This is a genomic window from Hippea jasoniae (genome assembly GCF_000744435.1).
In the GTDB taxonomy this organism is placed as follows: domain Bacteria; phylum Campylobacterota_A; class Desulfurellia; order Desulfurellales; family Hippeaceae; genus Hippea; species Hippea jasoniae.
Genome location: NZ_JQLX01000011.1, coordinates 1 through 15,437 on the forward strand (window position 1 = coordinate 1; position 15,437 = coordinate 15,437).

At 35.8% G+C, this 15,437-nt stretch carries 15 protein-coding genes, 3 tRNA genes, 1 rRNA gene and 1 riboswitch; of the genes, 6 read left to right on the top strand and 13 right to left on the bottom strand.

All coding sequences use genetic code 11. The features are described from left to right. The 10 genes from EK17_RS02190 to EK17_RS02235 form a co-directional block, all read right to left on the bottom strand. Positions 1–711: ribosomal RNA gene (locus EK17_RS02190) — 16S ribosomal RNA — on the bottom strand; the annotation flags it as partial. 193 nt (positions 712–904) lie between these two features. After that, complete coding sequence (gene cobK / locus EK17_RS02195; protein WP_051904363.1) at positions 905–1,621, bottom strand: precorrin-6A reductase; 717 nt, start codon at positions 1,619–1,621, stop codon at positions 905–907. Continuing rightward, positions 1,618–2,223: a precorrin-8X methylmutase gene (locus EK17_RS02200; RefSeq protein ID WP_035587121.1), complete on the bottom strand. Its 606-nt coding sequence runs from the start codon at positions 2,221–2,223 to the stop codon at positions 1,618–1,620. Before EK17_RS02200 ends, cobK begins: the two co-directional genes overlap by 4 nt. Next, a complete protein-coding gene (gene cobI, locus EK17_RS02205) occupies positions 2,220–2,912 on the bottom strand; it encodes a precorrin-2 C(20)-methyltransferase (RefSeq protein WP_035587122.1) in 693 nt (230 codons plus the stop codon). The genes EK17_RS02200 and cobI overlap by 4 nt, the downstream gene beginning before the upstream one ends. Then, positions 2,902–3,621: a uroporphyrinogen-III C-methyltransferase gene (cobA, locus tag EK17_RS02210; protein WP_051904364.1), complete on the bottom strand. Its 720-nt coding sequence runs from the start codon at positions 3,619–3,621 to the stop codon at positions 2,902–2,904. Before cobA ends, cobI begins: the two co-directional genes overlap by 11 nt. Continuing rightward, positions 3,605–4,390: an ABC transporter substrate-binding protein gene (locus tag EK17_RS02215; RefSeq protein ID WP_035587123.1), complete on the bottom strand. Its 786-nt coding sequence runs from the start codon at positions 4,388–4,390 to the stop codon at positions 3,605–3,607. The genes cobA and EK17_RS02215 overlap by 17 nt, the downstream gene beginning before the upstream one ends. Further along, complete coding sequence (locus EK17_RS02220) at positions 4,335–5,063, bottom strand: ABC transporter ATP-binding protein (RefSeq protein ID WP_035587124.1); 729 nt, start codon at positions 5,061–5,063, stop codon at positions 4,335–4,337. Before EK17_RS02220 ends, EK17_RS02215 begins: the two co-directional genes overlap by 56 nt. After that, a complete protein-coding gene (locus EK17_RS02225; protein ID WP_035587125.1) occupies positions 5,044–6,006 on the bottom strand; it encodes a FecCD family ABC transporter permease in 963 nt (320 codons plus the stop codon). Before EK17_RS02225 ends, EK17_RS02220 begins: the two co-directional genes overlap by 20 nt. After that, positions 6,003–6,974, bottom strand: coding sequence for a sirohydrochlorin cobaltochelatase (locus EK17_RS02230; RefSeq protein WP_035587126.1), 972 nt, complete (start codon positions 6,972–6,974; stop codon positions 6,003–6,005). The genes EK17_RS02225 and EK17_RS02230 overlap by 4 nt, the downstream gene beginning before the upstream one ends. Beyond that, positions 6,971–8,284 (bottom strand): cobyrinate a,c-diamide synthase, encoded by a 1,314-nt coding sequence (locus tag EK17_RS02235; protein ID WP_035587129.1) that lies wholly within the window; start codon positions 8,282–8,284, stop codon positions 6,971–6,973. Before EK17_RS02235 ends, EK17_RS02230 begins: the two co-directional genes overlap by 4 nt. 53 nt (positions 8,285–8,337) lie before the next feature. Then, positions 8,338–8,530: riboswitch (cobalamin riboswitch) on the bottom strand. Positions 8,531–8,571: 41 nt separating this feature from the next. Between EK17_RS02235 and EK17_RS09240 the strand changes: the two genes are divergently transcribed. Next, positions 8,572–9,033, top strand: a complete 462-nt coding sequence (locus tag EK17_RS09240) for a precorrin-2 dehydrogenase/sirohydrochlorin ferrochelatase family protein (protein WP_084675057.1) — start codon at positions 8,572–8,574, stop codon at positions 9,031–9,033. Here the strand turns inward: EK17_RS09240 and EK17_RS02240 are convergent. Further along, positions 9,012–9,089, bottom strand: a tRNA-Pro gene (locus EK17_RS02240). The two genes, EK17_RS09240 and EK17_RS02240, sit on opposite strands and share 22 nt — an antisense overlap. Before the next feature lie 173 nt (positions 9,090–9,262). Between EK17_RS02240 and EK17_RS02245 the strand changes: the two genes are divergently transcribed. From EK17_RS02245 to EK17_RS08915, 4 genes are read left to right on the top strand one after another with little or no spacing between them, the layout of a single operon-like run. Further along, the gene (locus EK17_RS02245) at positions 9,263–9,610 is read left to right on the top strand and encodes a DUF5684 domain-containing protein (RefSeq protein ID WP_035587130.1); all 348 of its coding nucleotides are present in this window, start codon (positions 9,263–9,265) and stop codon (positions 9,608–9,610) included. Between the two features lies 1 nt (position 9,611). Next, positions 9,612–10,031, top strand: a complete 420-nt coding sequence (locus tag EK17_RS02250; RefSeq protein ID WP_035587132.1) for a hypothetical protein — start codon at positions 9,612–9,614, stop codon at positions 10,029–10,031. A gap of 57 nt (positions 10,032–10,088) precedes the next feature. Then, positions 10,089–12,116 (top strand): hypothetical protein, encoded by a 2,028-nt coding sequence (locus EK17_RS02255; RefSeq protein WP_198018130.1) that lies wholly within the window; start codon positions 10,089–10,091, stop codon positions 12,114–12,116. Between the two features lies 1 nt (position 12,117). After that, complete coding sequence (locus EK17_RS08915; RefSeq protein WP_051904365.1) at positions 12,118–13,680, top strand: WSC domain-containing protein; 1,563 nt, start codon at positions 12,118–12,120, stop codon at positions 13,678–13,680. Positions 13,681–13,853: 173 nt separating this feature from the next. Here EK17_RS08915 and EK17_RS02265 read toward each other — a convergent pair. Together EK17_RS02265 and EK17_RS02270 are read right to left on the bottom strand one after the other, a co-directional pair. Continuing rightward, positions 13,854–13,930: transfer RNA gene (locus tag EK17_RS02265), tRNA-Arg, on the bottom strand. A gap of 282 nt (positions 13,931–14,212) precedes the next feature. Further along, positions 14,213–14,289: transfer RNA gene (locus tag EK17_RS02270), tRNA-Arg, on the bottom strand. Positions 14,290–14,373: 84 nt separating this feature from the next. Here EK17_RS02270 and EK17_RS02275 point away from each other — a divergent pair. Continuing rightward, complete coding sequence (locus tag EK17_RS02275; RefSeq protein ID WP_035587135.1) at positions 14,374–15,432, top strand: SLC13 family permease; 1,059 nt, start codon at positions 14,374–14,376, stop codon at positions 15,430–15,432. The last annotated feature ends 5 nt before the right edge of the window (positions 15,433–15,437 follow it).

Consider the following 15,437-nt stretch of genomic DNA (forward strand, 5'->3'; position numbering starts at 1 on the left):
TTTCACCCCTCCACCGGGAATTCCGCTTGCCTCTCCCGCACTCTGAGCCCTGCAGTATCCAATGCAATTCTTGGGTTGAGCCCAAGGCTTTCACATTGGACTTACAGGGCCGCCTACGCACGCTTTACGCCCAGTGATTCCGAACAACGCTCGCACCCTACGTATTACCGCGGCTGCTGGCACGTAGTTAGCCGGTGCTTCCTCTGAGGGTACCGTCAAGCATAAAGGGGTATTAGCCCTCTATGACTTCTTCCCCTCTGACAGGAGTTTACGACCCGAAGGCCTTCATCCTCCACGCGGCGTCGCTGGGTCAGGCTTTCGCCCATTGCCCAATATTCCCCACTGCTGCCTCCCGTAGGAGTCTGGCCCGTGTCTCAGTGCCAGTGTGGCTGACCATCCTCTCAGACCAGCTACCCGTCGTAGGCTTGGTAGGCTTTTACCCCACCAACTACCTGATAGGCCGCGGGCCCATCCTGAAGCGAGAGCTTGCAAGCAGAGGCCCCCTTTCCCCCTGCCTCTTGTGAGGCAGGGAACTATCCGGTATTAGCCCACCTTTCGGTGGGTTATCCCAGACTTCAGGGCAGGTTACCCACGTGTTACTCACCCGTGCGCCGGTTTACTCCTCTCCCGAAGGAGAGTTTCTCCCACGACTTGCATGTGTTAGGCACGCCGCCAGCGTTCGTTCTGAGCCAGGATCAAACTCTCATGTTAAAACTATGAAAGATATATATATCCTTCTTAGCTAAAACTCTGTTTCTTTTTCAGGGCTTTATCTTTCCATACTGACTTTTAAAAGATCATGTCGCATCCAGCGACGGAATGAGAATATAATACACTTTGGGGGATTTGTCAAGGGGGAAAATGATTTTTTTAATTTTTAAGAAAATATTGTCATAATAAGGTTTCACTGAGAATTAGTTATGTGATGTAGATTTTTTTTGAAAAATTCTGGCTGTAAAATGGCAATACTTATATTGGTTTTATATGCGGCTTCGATTTTATTCATTAAACCACCAGCCATGGAACTGTTCTTTGAAACAACGCAATCTATTTTAAGCTCTTTAAACATGGCAACATTGAATTCAACACTAAACACACCCTGCATAGCTATAATCCTGCTTCCTTTGATGCCACAGGATTTGCATCTTTTAATCGATTCTATATCGGGTAAAACCCTAAAGTATGCAATATCTTTAAACTCTTTAAATACACATAGATGCTTTGAGCCTATAGTAAACAGAATGCTGCTAAAGCCTTTCAAAAATTCCTTAAATTTCTGATAATCTTCAAAGAAGTAGGCTTTTTTGTAGTTTATTTGATTCTTTTCAATCAATTTTCTCTTTCTTGAAATGTATTTTATACCCAATTTTTTTGAAACCTCTTTTGCTATATTGCTAATCTCAAAAGCGTAAGGGTGTGTAGCATCGATTATTCTATCAATATTGTTTTTTATAACAAATTCCTCTAAACTTTTTTTGTCAAAAACGATATTAACAACCCTGTCTTTCAAATATTCAAAATCTTCTTTACCGTAGCTTGTAGCCACACTTATGAAAAAATCTTCCTTTATGTTTTCTGCTATCTGTTTTGATTCCGTTGTACCACCTAAAATCAAAATCATAACAGCTTTGCAACGGCCCTAAAGGCTGCAGCAGCCACAGCAGAGCCGCCTTTTTGACCAACATTCGTTATATAGGGAATATTGGTTTTTAATAACTGTTCTTTAGAAAAAGCCGCTTTAACAAAACCCACAGGAAAAGCTATTACTACGGAGTTTTTAAGCTGATTTTGTTTGTATAAATCAATTACTTTCAAAAGAGCCGTAGGAGCATTGCCAATAACAAAAATAATACCATCATATAATCCGTTGGCAAATTCAATCGATGTTTCTGCTCTTGTCAAACCTTTTTTTCTGGCAAGTTCAAGCACCCTTTTATCGTTTATAAAGCTCTTTAGCTCCAGGCCAAACTCTGCTGCCAATCTTTCGGTAATGCCTGCCTTAACCATCTCAACATCACATACAACACTCCATCGCTTTTTAATTGCATCTTTTACCAAATCAATAGCATTATGCGAAAATCGCACAAGTTCTGCATACTCCACATCCCCTGTGGCATGAATAATCCTTCTAACAACCTCTGCCTCCTCGCTGCTATATTTAGATAAATCCACCAAGCTATCAATAATCTGAAAACTTTCTAACTCTATCAGTTTCCCTTTCATCTTTTCAAAACCGCTACAGATAGATAGGCTTCCTTAAGTTTACTTGAGTCCGTATTTAGCAAATCTACAATCTTTTCATCTTCAAGGCAAATATTACTGCCAAGTATGGCGATTTGAGGATTTATTTTATCGATAATTTCATAAAGCAAATCAAGCCTGTTATTTACCTTCATCACAACAACCGTTTCAAAAAACTCAAACAGATTAACGATAAAATCAACTCCTTTTTTTAACTCAACAACACAAAAACTTTGATTTTTAGTGGTTAAAGGAACTTTGATCCTTGAAACAAATTCAATAAATGATGGTATACCTGCTATAGCTTCATAATCAACATCGCTATCCCTTAGCTTTTTAGCAAGATAGCTAAATGTAGAATAAATAGATGCATCGCCTATTGTAAGAAAAGATACTATTCTACCTTCATCAATATAGGCTTTTATCTTTTTTGCCTCTTCTGAGTATGCCTTTTCCAATTGAGCCTCATCGTTAGTCGTTGGAAAGTTGAACATCTCAACATGTTTATCTTTTAAGATATACCCTGCTGCTTCAAAGGCCACACTGCGTTTAGATTTTTGTGATTTTGGAACAATAACAATATCGCTTTTCTTTATAGCTTCTTTTGCTTTAATGGTTAACCCATCCCTGCAACCAGGACCAACACTTACAACAAACAACTTACCTGACATCTTTTAAAACCTCACCAATTATTATCACAGCGGGTGATTCAATTTTATCTTTAATCTCACTTACTTTCGATAAACTACTAAAAACTACTCTGTGGTTTCTACCTCCTAAATCAACACCAACAGCTACAGGCATCTCCTTTTTCATGCCATGCTTCAAAAGCAACGCCGCAATAGTTTCAAGATTCTCAACACCCATATAAACAACCACGGTTGCTTTTAGGTCTACTATAGCTTTCCAATCATACACCTCCTCTATTGAGCCTCCCTGTTTGGGATGACCGGTTATAAATACAACAGCATCCGAAACACCCCTGCTTGTCAATGGAACCTTTAAAAATGAGCTGAAGATAAAAGCAGCGGTAGTGCCGCTAATCCATTCAACCTCAGCATTTAAGCTATATGCAATATTTATTTCCTCACTAACCCTTGAAAAAACTGCCGCATCACCACCTTTCAGTCTACCAACAGTTTTGCCCTTTTTAAGAAACTTTTCTATTAACATATTAATCTCTTTTTGGTTGATGGAGTGTCTGTGTGGCGCTTTTCCTACAAAAATCTTTTCTTTATCAAATAGATCAACAATTTGTCTATTTACAAGCCTATCGTACAAAATCACATCACACTGCTTTAAAGCCTTTATTGCCCTCAAACTAATCAAATCAAAAACAGGAGGAGCAGAGATTATAAACAATTTACCTTGACCACTCATAAAACACCCTGTTTAAAAATTCTACATCATCAAACGACTTCGTATCGCTCCTTAAAAAATCCTTTTCTTTAACCTTTACAACCTTCATCTTCAGCTGCCTGAACAGTTTCCTTTTTTGAGGCGGGGTAGGATTTCTATTCATAGGGCCAACCTCATAGATGTAAATATCAGGTTTTAAAACAGCTATAATCTCTGGTGTGGTTCTTACAAAATACCTGTTGGATTTTACAGCGCAGATGCCACCTGCCTTTTTGATAATATCACATACAATGGAATTTTTGCCTGCAACAATATAAGGCGTTTGCATAACCTCAAAAACAACCCTTGGCTTATGTTTTATAGTCTTTAAAGTCAAAAGTTTTTTCCTTAGTGTTTTTAACAGTTCGTTAGATTCTTTCTGTCGCAAAAGCACCTTTCCCAATTCAGAAATTTTTTTCATAATACCCTCAAGTGTTTGGGGGTTGTAAACAAATATCTTTGCATTCTTAAACTTATCCATAGGAATCTGATTTTTTCTTTTAACAATAATTAAATCAGGTGCACAGGACATAATAAGTTCTATATTTGGCTTTAAATGGCTGCCAACCTTTTTGGCGTTTTTAAACAAATCAACATGGTTGGTTTTGCCAACAACGCATCCGCAGTTCAATTTCTGCAAAACATCAGCAACATCTGGTGATAAAATAACAATTCTTGAATAAGCAAAAGCATAATTAGTAAAAAAAATAACGATCAGAGCAAATACGACTTTCAATACCGTATGCTTCATCTATCAACTCCTTCGATATTAAGTTTGACTTGCCAAAATAAAGCAACCTTCCCTGTTTCAACAATAAAATTAAATCAAAAAAACCGATAGCTATATTAACATCGTGAACAGAAGCTATTACTGCGGAATTCAGGCTCTTTAAAATTTTCAAAAGCTTAAGTGTATTTTTGACATCAACGCCAGAAAACGGTTCATCAAGCAAAACAATGCCGCTTTCCTGATTGATTGTTTTTGCTATCAATACAACTCTTTTTTGGCCACCCGACAAAGAGCTAAAAAACCTATCTCTTAAATGCTGAATGCCGAATATATCTAAAATCTGCTGCGTCTTTTTTAGATCTGCCGCTGCAAATCTCCCATCCGATAACGCATACCGACCCAACAAAACGAGGTCAAAAACCGTTTTATCAAATGATATATCGCTAAATTGAGGCAAGTATGAGATTAAAGCAGCTCTTCTTTTTGGTGTTAACTTATATATCTTTTGTTTATTTATGTATATTTCATTTTCAGATAAACCTGCCAGAGTGTTTAAAAGGGTGGTTTTGCCACTGCCATTTTCACCTAAAATCGCCACTTTTTGCCCGGCTTTGATAGATACATCTTTTATATCAAGCAAAAAATCCCCAAATGATACAGATACCTTTACTAAGTTAATATTCAACTTTTGCATTACCCCTATCTCTAAACATGACAAACAAAAAAAACAAACCCCCAAGTATAGATGTCAAAATCCCAACCGGCAATTGTTCGCCCATAGGCATTATGCCTCTTGCTGCAGCATCTGATAAAACAAGTAAACTTCCGCCAAACAGCGTAGAAAAAATCAGATACAGTTTTAGATTGCTATGAGCAAAAGCCCTACTGATATGAGGCACTATCAAACCAACAAAAGGTATTATGCCACTGAAACTAACACTTACAGCTATCAAAACACTACTCAAAACAAAAAAAAGGTTTCTAAAAAACCTCACATTTACACCCATTGAAAGAGCTGTAGTATGATCAAACGAAAGGATATCAAGCTCAACACAAAATCTTATAATAACAATCAAAACAACAACCAAAACAGTAAAAATAAACACAACCTTAGAGAAGCTTACATCGTAAAATCCACCCATCAGCCAGTAAACAATGCTTCCAATGCTTTCTTCAAAGAAATACTTTATAAAACCTATTAAAGCCGTAGCTATAATATTCAAAACAATACCTGCAAGTATAAGGTCTGTTTTGTTGCTTGAGTATGAAGATAAAGACAAAATAAAAAATACACCAACAAGACCACTCAACAATGCAAAAATCGGCACAAAAAATATATTAACACCAATAGCAATAGATAGTGCAGCCCCAAATCCGCTTGAGGCTGCAATGCCTGTGGTAAAGCCATCTGCAAGAGAATTTCTTAAGATAACCTGCAAAACAGCTCCGCTTAAGCCAAGAGAAGACCCTATGCAGTAAGCCTCAAGTGCACGCGGCAGTCTAAAATCAAAAACAATCAACTTTTGTGTGGGTGTTAATGCCAAAGGATGTATGGTAATGCTACCTATAACAATGCCCAGTAAAATAGCCGCTAAAGAGACAAAAATCAGTATTACAAAAATCAAAATACCTTTCATTTAAGAATTATACCGTTGTCTTTTGCAACCTGTTTTATATGGTTTATGTATATATTTATCCAGTCGGGGTTTTCACCCAAGCCGTGAATTTCACATATAACCTTTATATGGGCTTTTTCAAAAGCCCTTTTCCATGAATCTTTTTTTCCACACATATCGTTATTTGCATGGTCTCCAGCTACAACCATCAAAGGTTTTAAAACAACCTTTTTAACCCTTGCCTGTTTAACAGCTTTCAGTGTATCCTCAAGAGAAGGGAAACCTTCAACCGTACCCACAAAAATTCTATCTGTTTTGTATATTTTCCTTAATGTCTTTTGAAGCTCTGCATAGACACCTGTTGAGTAATGTTCGTTACCATGCCCCATATACACCAACGCTGCGTTCAACTTTTTAGCAAGCTTAACATCCCTCGATAAGGCTTTGGCTGCTATTTTTATATCTTCATGATAATCATACTTCCAGACATTCCTGCCTAAAGCCGGTCTGCCTATAACAAGTTTTTTAAACGGCATATATTTTTTCTTCATTGTGTGAATTGAATTTAAACCTTTAATGTATGATAGCAAGTCATTAAACTCTTCACCATCATAAATCAGCGTAGGCTGAACAATTATAGTTTTATAACCCTGATCCTGAAGATCAGCTATAGTTGCAAGAGGTCCTTTAACATAAAGAAAATCCCTATATCTTGGATTATTTTTAAATTTTTTATCATGCTGTCTTTTATGCCAGATTCCCCTTATAATGTTTGATGTAAAAGCAAATACAACCTTTTCATGAGGAAATGCCTTCTCGGTAGCCTTTTTAATGTTTTCAATATCAACAAATCCAGTGTTGTAGGTGGTTCCAAAATCGGCAAGAACAATCGCCACACCCTTTTGCTGTTTATGCATTTTTGCGCAAACTGGTGATACAAACGAAATAAGCAATAAAAAGACAAGAAAGAGAAAACCATACCGCTTCATACAGCACCTCCAAAAAATTCTTTTACAAACTTTTTTGAAAACAGAAAATGTGTATAACTTGCAAGTGTAGCATTGGATATAAATCCATCCATATAGGTATCAGAAGTAGTTATCTTCCTTATCTTCAAAGCATAAGGCTGATTGACATCAACTAAAGAAGAGTAGTGAAACTCATGCCCTATTACAGGTTTACTAAAAAATTTCCCTGTTGTATCAGTGACCTCAACATAACCTAAACTTTTCTTTTTCTTATTCAATATGCTTTTTGCATCGAAAATTCCGCTAAAGTCAAAAAACTGATTATCAATAAAAATGCCTTTTAGTAAAACAATCATCCCCCCGCATTCTGCAAGTGTAAGTTTACCTGAAAGAATATGTTCTCTTATACTTTGCAATGATTCTTTGTTTTTACTAATTACAGAAGCATAAAGCTCTGGATAGCCACCGCCTAAATATAAAAAATCTGCATCACAAACAGGCTGGTTTTTTAAAACAGAAAAGTATTCAACCTCATAACCCAATTTCTTTAGGGCATCTATATTATATGCATAATAGAAATTAAACGCCTCATCATAAGCGATACATGCTTTTTTATCAAATACGGCTAAAGTGGTTTTCTGCTTTTGTTTGCACTCTACTTCTAAGGCAAGGAGTTTATTTAAATCTACCTCTTTCTTTATTTCATAGCCAATTTCATCATAGAATTCTTCATTTTGCTCGACTGCGGTCGTTAGCCCAAGATGCCTGCTTGGAAGCGTTAACTCTTTATTTCTTGTGATAAAGCCAAAAATTTCAACATCTGTGTAATTTTTTAAAGTTTTTTCTATCATGTTTTGATGTCTTAAACTGGCAATATTGTTTACAATGACACCTGCTATATTCACATTTTTGGCTAAATCTTGAATGCCCCTAACAACTGCGGCTAACGAATAAGACATGCCTTTGGCATCAACCACCAAAACAACCGGGATGTTTAAAATCTTTGCTATTTCATAACTACTTGCCTTAAATTGTTCGTCAATTCCATCAAAAAAGCCCATCACGCCTTCAATAACCGCTACATCACTCAAACAAAGTTTATCGTAAAATAACTCTTTTAATTCATCAGGACCAAGAAACAAAGAATCAAGGTTGTAAGCAAAAGAGGAGGCTGCCTTTGCAAGATGTGCTGTATCGATAAAATCAGGACCGCACTTAAAAGGTGCAACAGACAAACCTTTCTGTCTTAAAGCAGATACCAAACCTATAGTTATGATTGTTTTGCCACTATTGCTACGATCTGCAGCTATGAGAAACGCTGGCTTTCTCATCTAAGAGATGCCAGAGAAGTTAAAAAACATGACAACAAACCTCCCAATACCCGGGGAATTTACAGGCTTTAAGGTCTTCTGGCTTACGGGCTTCCAACCTACTCACCCCGCCTTCCCATCGCACAGGCGACAGTGGCATAAATGGGGTTTTCGTTCCCGATCACAGCTGCGGGTACAGCGTGGGATTCTCACCCAACTTCCCTTTAAAGCCTGCTTTATTTTATCAATTTATCATGTTTTTTCAATTAAAACTTGATGATTATTCAGCTCTATGATAAAGGAAAGATATGGTTTACCCTTTTGTTTTCAAACTTTCAGGAAAAAAGATACTTTTTATAGGTGGCGGAAGGGTAGCAAAAAGAAAGATAATGTCGATAATATCATCAAATCCATTTATAACAATCATAGCAGATTCTATAGATAAAGAATTAACAGAAATCACATCAAATATTACAATTATTCAAAAAAAGGCCACAGAGGATGATATCACTAACAACTTTGATTTTATATTCATATGCACAAACGATTACCAATTAAACAGAAAGCTTACAAAAAAAGCAAAAAAGCTGGGCATACCTGTAAATGTCGCAGACAACCCTCAAGAGTGCGATTTCTTTATGCCAGCCGTTATAGAGTATAAAGACTTTTTAATAGCCGTATCTTCGAAAGGCAAAAACCCCTCAGAAGCAAAGAAACTGAAAGAAAAGATTGAAAAAATAATAAGAAATGGTCGGGGTGAGTGGATTTGAACCACCGACCCCCTGCTCCCAAGGCAGGTGCGCTAACCAAACTGCGCTACACCCCGACGCAGGCAAAATTTAGCACAAAAACCTAACTAAATCAACACAAAAATCACTAAAATTTTTAAATTAAGCGAAAAATTTTTATATAATTTAGTTATTTAATAATCAATTTTTCTCTTGTCAAATAATACCCTCTAATGTAAAATATTATAGAAAAAAGTTAAGGGGGTATTATATGAAGTTTTTGGAGTTAATCCTTGTCATTATCACTATTGCAGGAATGTGGAAGGTCTTTGAAAAAGCTGATAAACCTGGCTGGTATAGTATTATTCCCCTATTTAATACCTACATCCTTTTAACAATAGTAAACAGACCCTGGTGGTGGCTATTGCTATTCTTTATCCCTATTATAAATATATATTTTGCTGTCGTAGTAAGTATTGATCTTGCAAAAAGCTTTGGTAAGGATTGGGTTTATGGTATAGGGCTTTTGTTTCTGCCTTTTGTTTTTTATCCAATGCTTGGTTTTGGGCAGGATAGATATATCGGCCCTCCAAACAGAATAGAGCAATTCGGAGATTAAAATGAAAAAATTATTAATATCTATATTCGTCTTTCTATTTCTCTGGCAATCTTCAATAGCAAAAAACAACCCAACAAAAAAAGACGATAAAATCAAACAGGCACAGGAAACCATAGAAATAGCAAATAAAAGCTTAAAAGAGCTAAAAGCTGAGCTTAAAAAACATGAAAAACTTAAACGGGACGCACTCCAAGATATGTTAGAGGATGCAACAGGGGTTCACATGAAACCGCATTATGCTGAAGGCGCCCCTCATATGTATAATCACATACCCACAGATCACGAAGTCATGCACAATCTTTCACCCTCAACCAGATTTGAAGATGAAAGAAGAACTGTTAACAGGCTAAAAAACGAAATAAAAGCTGTTGAAAAAGCCAAAAAAGAAGCTGAAAAAATCCTTAAAAACTCATCTAAATAAAGGAACTTAAGCATGTTTGTTTTTTTGCGATTTTTCCTTGCTTTATTAATTACGATTATGTCATTTTCAGCTTTTGCAGCATCACCCATGCAGGTCATAGATGACTATGTAGAGCCAGATACATCAAACAACTTTTTTGTCAAATTTAAGATGAAGGAATTTCCAAAAAGCGATATACTTGTAAAAATCGACTGTAGCAAACCTATTTATTTTAATCCAGACAACAGAAGGTTTGAGATTATACAGAAAATGATTCAATGGGGGTGTAATAAAAAGTTTAATGTTGAACTGAATGGCTCTGGAGTGTTTTTTTACAAAAAAGAAATTGTTAAAGTAGACAGAAGCAACGAGGATATAGACTATCACGCAAGGGTGGTTTACTGCCCTACTAATAATGTGGATAAATTTGGGTTTGGTAATTCCTACAGATGGCATAAAGAATTAAAACCCCAGCCCTCAAAAAATCCAAAAGAAAGGGTTTCTGTAGATGTTGGTGTTGATACACGCTATTACTACATAGCAAATTGGACAGAATACAGGGTTTGCAAAAATATTGATAAAAATAACAAAAGTCAGGTTAGTGTTTGCAAAAAAGTAAAATCCAAGGCAAAAGGGTATTTTGACGATTTAGTGGAACTTACAAAAATGCTATACAACCTACCAATAAACAATCCATCATTTTCCTATAAAAATATTGAAATAACAGCTTCATCTCCAGAAACAGTTTCTGCAACAAAATACTTTGGCATAGATACAAAGAAATTTGGCTGGATTGAATTTAGTGGTCGTGTTTTTACACAAGAGGGCAAAATACCGCAAGATGCTATTGTTAAATTAGAATCAGTCTCAACTTTAGTGGATAAAAATGGAAAATACAGGATAAAATACAAGGTATCAAACAAAAACGCAATAATGCATATAGATCAGGATTTTATTTTAGACAAAAGAATCAACAATCTCAGCATAACAACAATCCATGATAAGCTTGTGGCAAACGGCAGATATTATACTGTAAAATTAAGGATTATTGGAGATTCAAAACCCCTTGTAAATAAACCGGTTGTTTTAACCTTTGCAAGGGAAGGATTTTTTAAAAACAACAAAAGGGTTCATTATTTAACCGATGCAAAGTTCTCTAAGACAATAAAAACCAATGCCAAAGGATGGGTGGTTTTGAAAATAAGAATGCCCAAAGCAAAGTCAAATACAATAAAATCATCCAATATAGAAAAACTTTTCCCCATCCAGGCAACATTAAAGGTAAAACTTAAAGGACAGCAAGCCTCAACTACAACATCATTGCAAATCTTTAGCCCTTATCCAAAAATCACAAAGGTATTGCTCCCCGGTGGCATGGACGCTCAGCAGTGGCAGATAAACCCATCAAAAATTTTTATAGAGGATATTGACAGCAACAGATTTAACATAAAAATCATGGGCTATGGCAGATTTAAGACAAAAGGCGGAAAGATCTACTCAACCCTATTTAGACAAACAAACTTCAAAGGTAAGGTTTTTGAATTCTATTTTGCCTCAAAACAACTTGGGCTTGATCTAAACAAACAACCTGAGGTATGGAAAGAGTTTTTAGAAACCAATATAAAAACGGCTGTTAGTTTTTTGCTTGCTGCAAATGAGGGAACATCGTTTCAAAGATTAAGAGAAATCAAGTCAAAAAACCTAACAAATGCGATAGATTACGATACAGCTGCAGGCATAGTAAAGACAGGCTTTTCAGCTGAAGGCTACTACAACGCCACTTTGGGTTTTATCCATGAAACAAAGAAAGATTATGTAGGAAGCGCAGACTGGGTTTTAGGAGGTATATCTTTAACAAATGATGTGATTAGCCTTATTAAGAAAACCCCAACCACACTTGCCGCAAATCTACAAATGGAAGTAATGAAGGCGATTTATGAAAACGCCAAAACCACATACAACATCTATAAAAAATACAGAAAAATCACAGACAGCTATAAAGATATAATCTTTATTCCCATTTCTATTACTGTTTCAGATTCAAATGACTATTCAACATCAACAATTAAAAGCATAGCCGTTCGCTTCTGGAAGGAGAATAATTGAAATGTTTAAAAAGGTGTTTTTTACTTTTGCAATGCTCTTTTATGCCTTTAATATTTATGCGGCATCGAATAACGATATTAAAAACTTAATAAACCATTACTATAGTGCAATCCAGAATGAAAATATAAACTGGATAAAAAGTAATTTTAAAAACATCAACAACGGACAGCTAAAAATTTTCAAAGCTGTTTTTAAGGCTACAGATCAAAAAATCATATATGTTAAAGTAAAAAGAATACAAAACTACTCCACCAAAGCCATAGTTTTTACAAGTGTAAAATCTGAAGTATTTAGCAAATTGAATAACAAACACTTCACCTCAACCCAAAACAGTGTATTTTTGTTAGAAAAAGATTTAAAGAACAGATGGAAAATAGCAAGAATCTTATCTTATGAGGATTTTAAAATCCTTCTGCAAGCCCATCTTATTAAGGCATTAATGCCGCAAAATAACTCAAGCTTAAATAACTATAGCTATAACTCAGCAGATAGTGGTGAAAATTTTTTGCCTGATAATAACTCACAACATCGCAACAAAACAGGTGTAAAATACAGCTATGTTGGATGTTTTCGTGATAAAGGCAATCCATACGGCTACAAAAACAGAGATATTAACGGATTTGGCTTTAACAGCAAGAGCCTAACCATACAAAAATGCATAAACGAATGTGCAAGAAGGGGCTACAAATACGCAGGTTTGCAGTATTCTATTGCATGTTTTTGCGGCAACTCCTTTGGTAAATTCTCAAATGCAGGCAACTGTAACATGCCATGTTCTGGCAATAAAAATCAAATTTGCGGAGGCTCTTGGGCAAATAGCGTATACAAAATACTAAACCCAAAAACCGAAATTAGCTATCCTGAAGGTGTTGAGGTAAATATCGATAGACCGGGTAAAGATTATAAAAATTTTGATTTACCTTACCCTGATTACAATTTATGCAAAACAGCCTGCGAAAAAGAGCCATCATGCAGGGCATGGACATATATAAAACCATACACAATCCAGGGCGCTAAACCACGATGCTGGCTAAAAAACGGTATTCCCAATCCTACCCACAATAACTGCTGTATTTCAGGTATAAAAAACAAAACAAAAACTCAAAATAAACCATCAGGGATTGTTGAAAACTGGTTTAAGCACTGGAAAATATTAAACTCCATAGATTTTAAGATAAACAACAGCAATGATAAATTTGGCTGGAAGTATCCCGTCATAAAAATCGGTGATGCAATGCCGCCAGAAGGAGCAAAAGGCTCTGTAATATATCTGCATCCGATATCACAAACAATACCTCTCCATCTAATTGGACACTACCATATCGATGAAAACGATTCCTTTTTAAAATTCAGGGTTGCAGGCAACAGAAACGGAGACTGGCTGATGATTGTTAAAATAAATAACAAAACAGTATTAAAAAGAGTCGTAAACGGAAAAAGATGGCATGAATACAATATCAATGTCAAAAAATACAGAGGAAAAAACATAAAAGTTGACTTATTCATAAAAGCCAACGGCTGGTATTACGAATATGCGTTTATAGACGAAATCATATTAAAATAAACTTTCACATTAAAAACAAAAAACCTTAACTGTTAACAAACGGATGATTTTTTAGTGGCTTAGAGTGTAACTACAGTGTAACATCACCAGCATTTTTGAGGGGTTTAATTAATAAGTTCTATTGATTGAGAGATTTTGTTGATTTTAGGAATTGGCGTTAAAATAAAAATTCCTGGCGCGCCCGGTAGGATTCGAACCCACAACCCACGGATCCGAAGTCCGTTGCTCTATCCAGTTAAGCTACGGGCGCATGGAATAATTATATCACATCATAAAAATCAAGCAACCCCTACCAAAACAATCGCATAATAAATCTATCAAAATAATAAGTTCATTGGCTCAAAAGCGAATAACTTATGTGTAAAGTCGGTGTGTAGCTTATGCTGTTGATGACTAATTAAATCAGGATTTGTGATGATTTTGGGTGTAACTATGGTGTAACCTGATAAGCATTTTAGAGGGTTTAATCAAAAAATTTTACTGATTGAAAGATTTTATTGACTTTAAAGATTAGCGTTAAAATAGAAGTTTCTGGCGCGCCCGGGAGGATTCGAACCTCCGGCCCACGGATTAGAAGTCCGTTGCTCTATCCAGCTGAGCTACGGGCGCATCAGCAACACTTTACTACCACAATTTGATAAAAAGTTCAATAAAAAAATTGCAACTTTTAGGTGAGGGCGTTATAAATTAGTTATGTTAAATGTGAATTTCTGGCTAAAAAAACTCATCAAAGAGTGGATTTTTGCATCATCACTCCTTGGATTGATTATATTAAGCATCTATCTAAAAAGATTTCCACACTACGATATCGGGGATTTTAATGTTTTATTTAACCTATTTTTGCTATTTGTGGTGCTAAAAAGCGTTGAAAATGCTGGATTATTTGAATTTGCAAGAAACTTGATATCGGGCAAATTTATAAAAACAAAATTGGTTGTCTTATCAGCTGTTTTATCGTTGTTTGTTACAAACGATGTGGCGCTTTTGTGCACAGTACCCATTACCATTATTTCAAATGTTGAATATAAATCGATAGTTGTCATTCTGCAGGCAATTGCCGTTAATGCCTTAAGCAGCCTGCTTCCAACGGGAAATCCGCAAAATATGTATATTTATCTTTTTTACAATCTAAACCTTCCTGAATTTATAAAATCTATCTACCCGTTAAGTATCACATCGTTTTTTATTAGCGTTTTAATAGCAGTTGTTCTTGATATTTTCAAAACAGACAGCTCACAAAAACAAAGAAATCCTGTAAATAAAAATCTATTAATAAGTGTTGTGGATCTGATTTTTGCAATTCTTGTTGTTTTAAAAATTCTGCCTATCTACTTTGGTTTTTTGCTGCTTGCATATTATGCCATATACAACAGAAAAGCCTTTTTAATTGATTACATCCTTCTTGCAACATTTTTCGTCTTTTTTGGCTTAACCGATAACTTAAAGCAAGTTATAAATATACACCTAACCTATAACAACGCCGTATTCATAACATCAACCCTGTTAAGCCAGTTTATGAGCAATGTGCCTGCAGCCCTATTCTTGAGCGATTTTACCAACAAATGGCAACAGCTTCTGTGGGGTGTTAGCGTTGGTGGCTTTGGTAGTCTTATAGGCTCTTTAGCAAACCTCATCGCCTACAGGCTTTATGTTGTTCATGTGGACTCATCTGCTAAATTTTTAATAAAATTTCTCATACTAAATTATATATTTTTTACTCTGGGATGCGGCCTGTACTTTATAGTGCATTAAACCTT

Coding starts and splice junctions, on each gene's coding strand:
- EK17_RS02230 (WP_035587126.1), bottom strand. CDS start 6,974: ATGAAGCGGTATGGTTTTCTCTTTCTTGTCTTTTTATTGCTTATTTCG.
- EK17_RS02245 (WP_035587130.1), top strand. CDS start 9,263: ATGAAGTTTTTGGAGTTAATCCTTGTCATTATCACTATTGCAGGAATG.
- EK17_RS02220 (WP_035587124.1), bottom strand. CDS start 5,063: ATGCAAAAGTTGAATATTAACTTAGTAAAGGTATCTGTATCATTTGGG.
- cobI (WP_035587122.1), bottom strand. CDS start 2,912: ATGTCAGGTAAGTTGTTTGTTGTAAGTGTTGGTCCTGGTTGCAGGGAT.
- EK17_RS02275 (WP_035587135.1), top strand. CDS start 14,374: ATGTTAAATGTGAATTTCTGGCTAAAAAAACTCATCAAAGAGTGGATT.
- EK17_RS09240 (WP_084675057.1), top strand. CDS start 8,572: ATGGTTTACCCTTTTGTTTTCAAACTTTCAGGAAAAAAGATACTTTTT.
- EK17_RS02215 (WP_035587123.1), bottom strand. CDS start 4,390: ATGAAGCATACGGTATTGAAAGTCGTATTTGCTCTGATCGTTATTTTT.
- cobA (WP_051904364.1), bottom strand. CDS start 3,621: ATGAGTGGTCAAGGTAAATTGTTTATAATCTCTGCTCCTCCTGTTTTT.
- EK17_RS08915 (WP_051904365.1), top strand. CDS start 12,118: ATGTTTAAAAAGGTGTTTTTTACTTTTGCAATGCTCTTTTATGCCTTT.
- cobK (WP_051904363.1), bottom strand. CDS start 1,621: ATGATTTTGATTTTAGGTGGTACAACGGAATCAAAACAGATAGCAGAA.
- EK17_RS02225 (WP_035587125.1), bottom strand. CDS start 6,006: ATGAAAGGTATTTTGATTTTTGTAATACTGATTTTTGTCTCTTTAGCG.
- EK17_RS02200 (WP_035587121.1), bottom strand. CDS start 2,223: ATGAAAGGGAAACTGATAGAGTTAGAAAGTTTTCAGATTATTGATAGC.
- EK17_RS02235 (WP_035587129.1), bottom strand. CDS start 8,284: ATGAGAAAGCCAGCGTTTCTCATAGCTGCAGATCGTAGCAATAGTGGC.
- EK17_RS02255 (WP_198018130.1), top strand. CDS start 10,089: ATGTCATTTTCAGCTTTTGCAGCATCACCCATGCAGGTCATAGATGAC.
- EK17_RS02250 (WP_035587132.1), top strand. CDS start 9,612: ATGAAAAAATTATTAATATCTATATTCGTCTTTCTATTTCTCTGGCAA.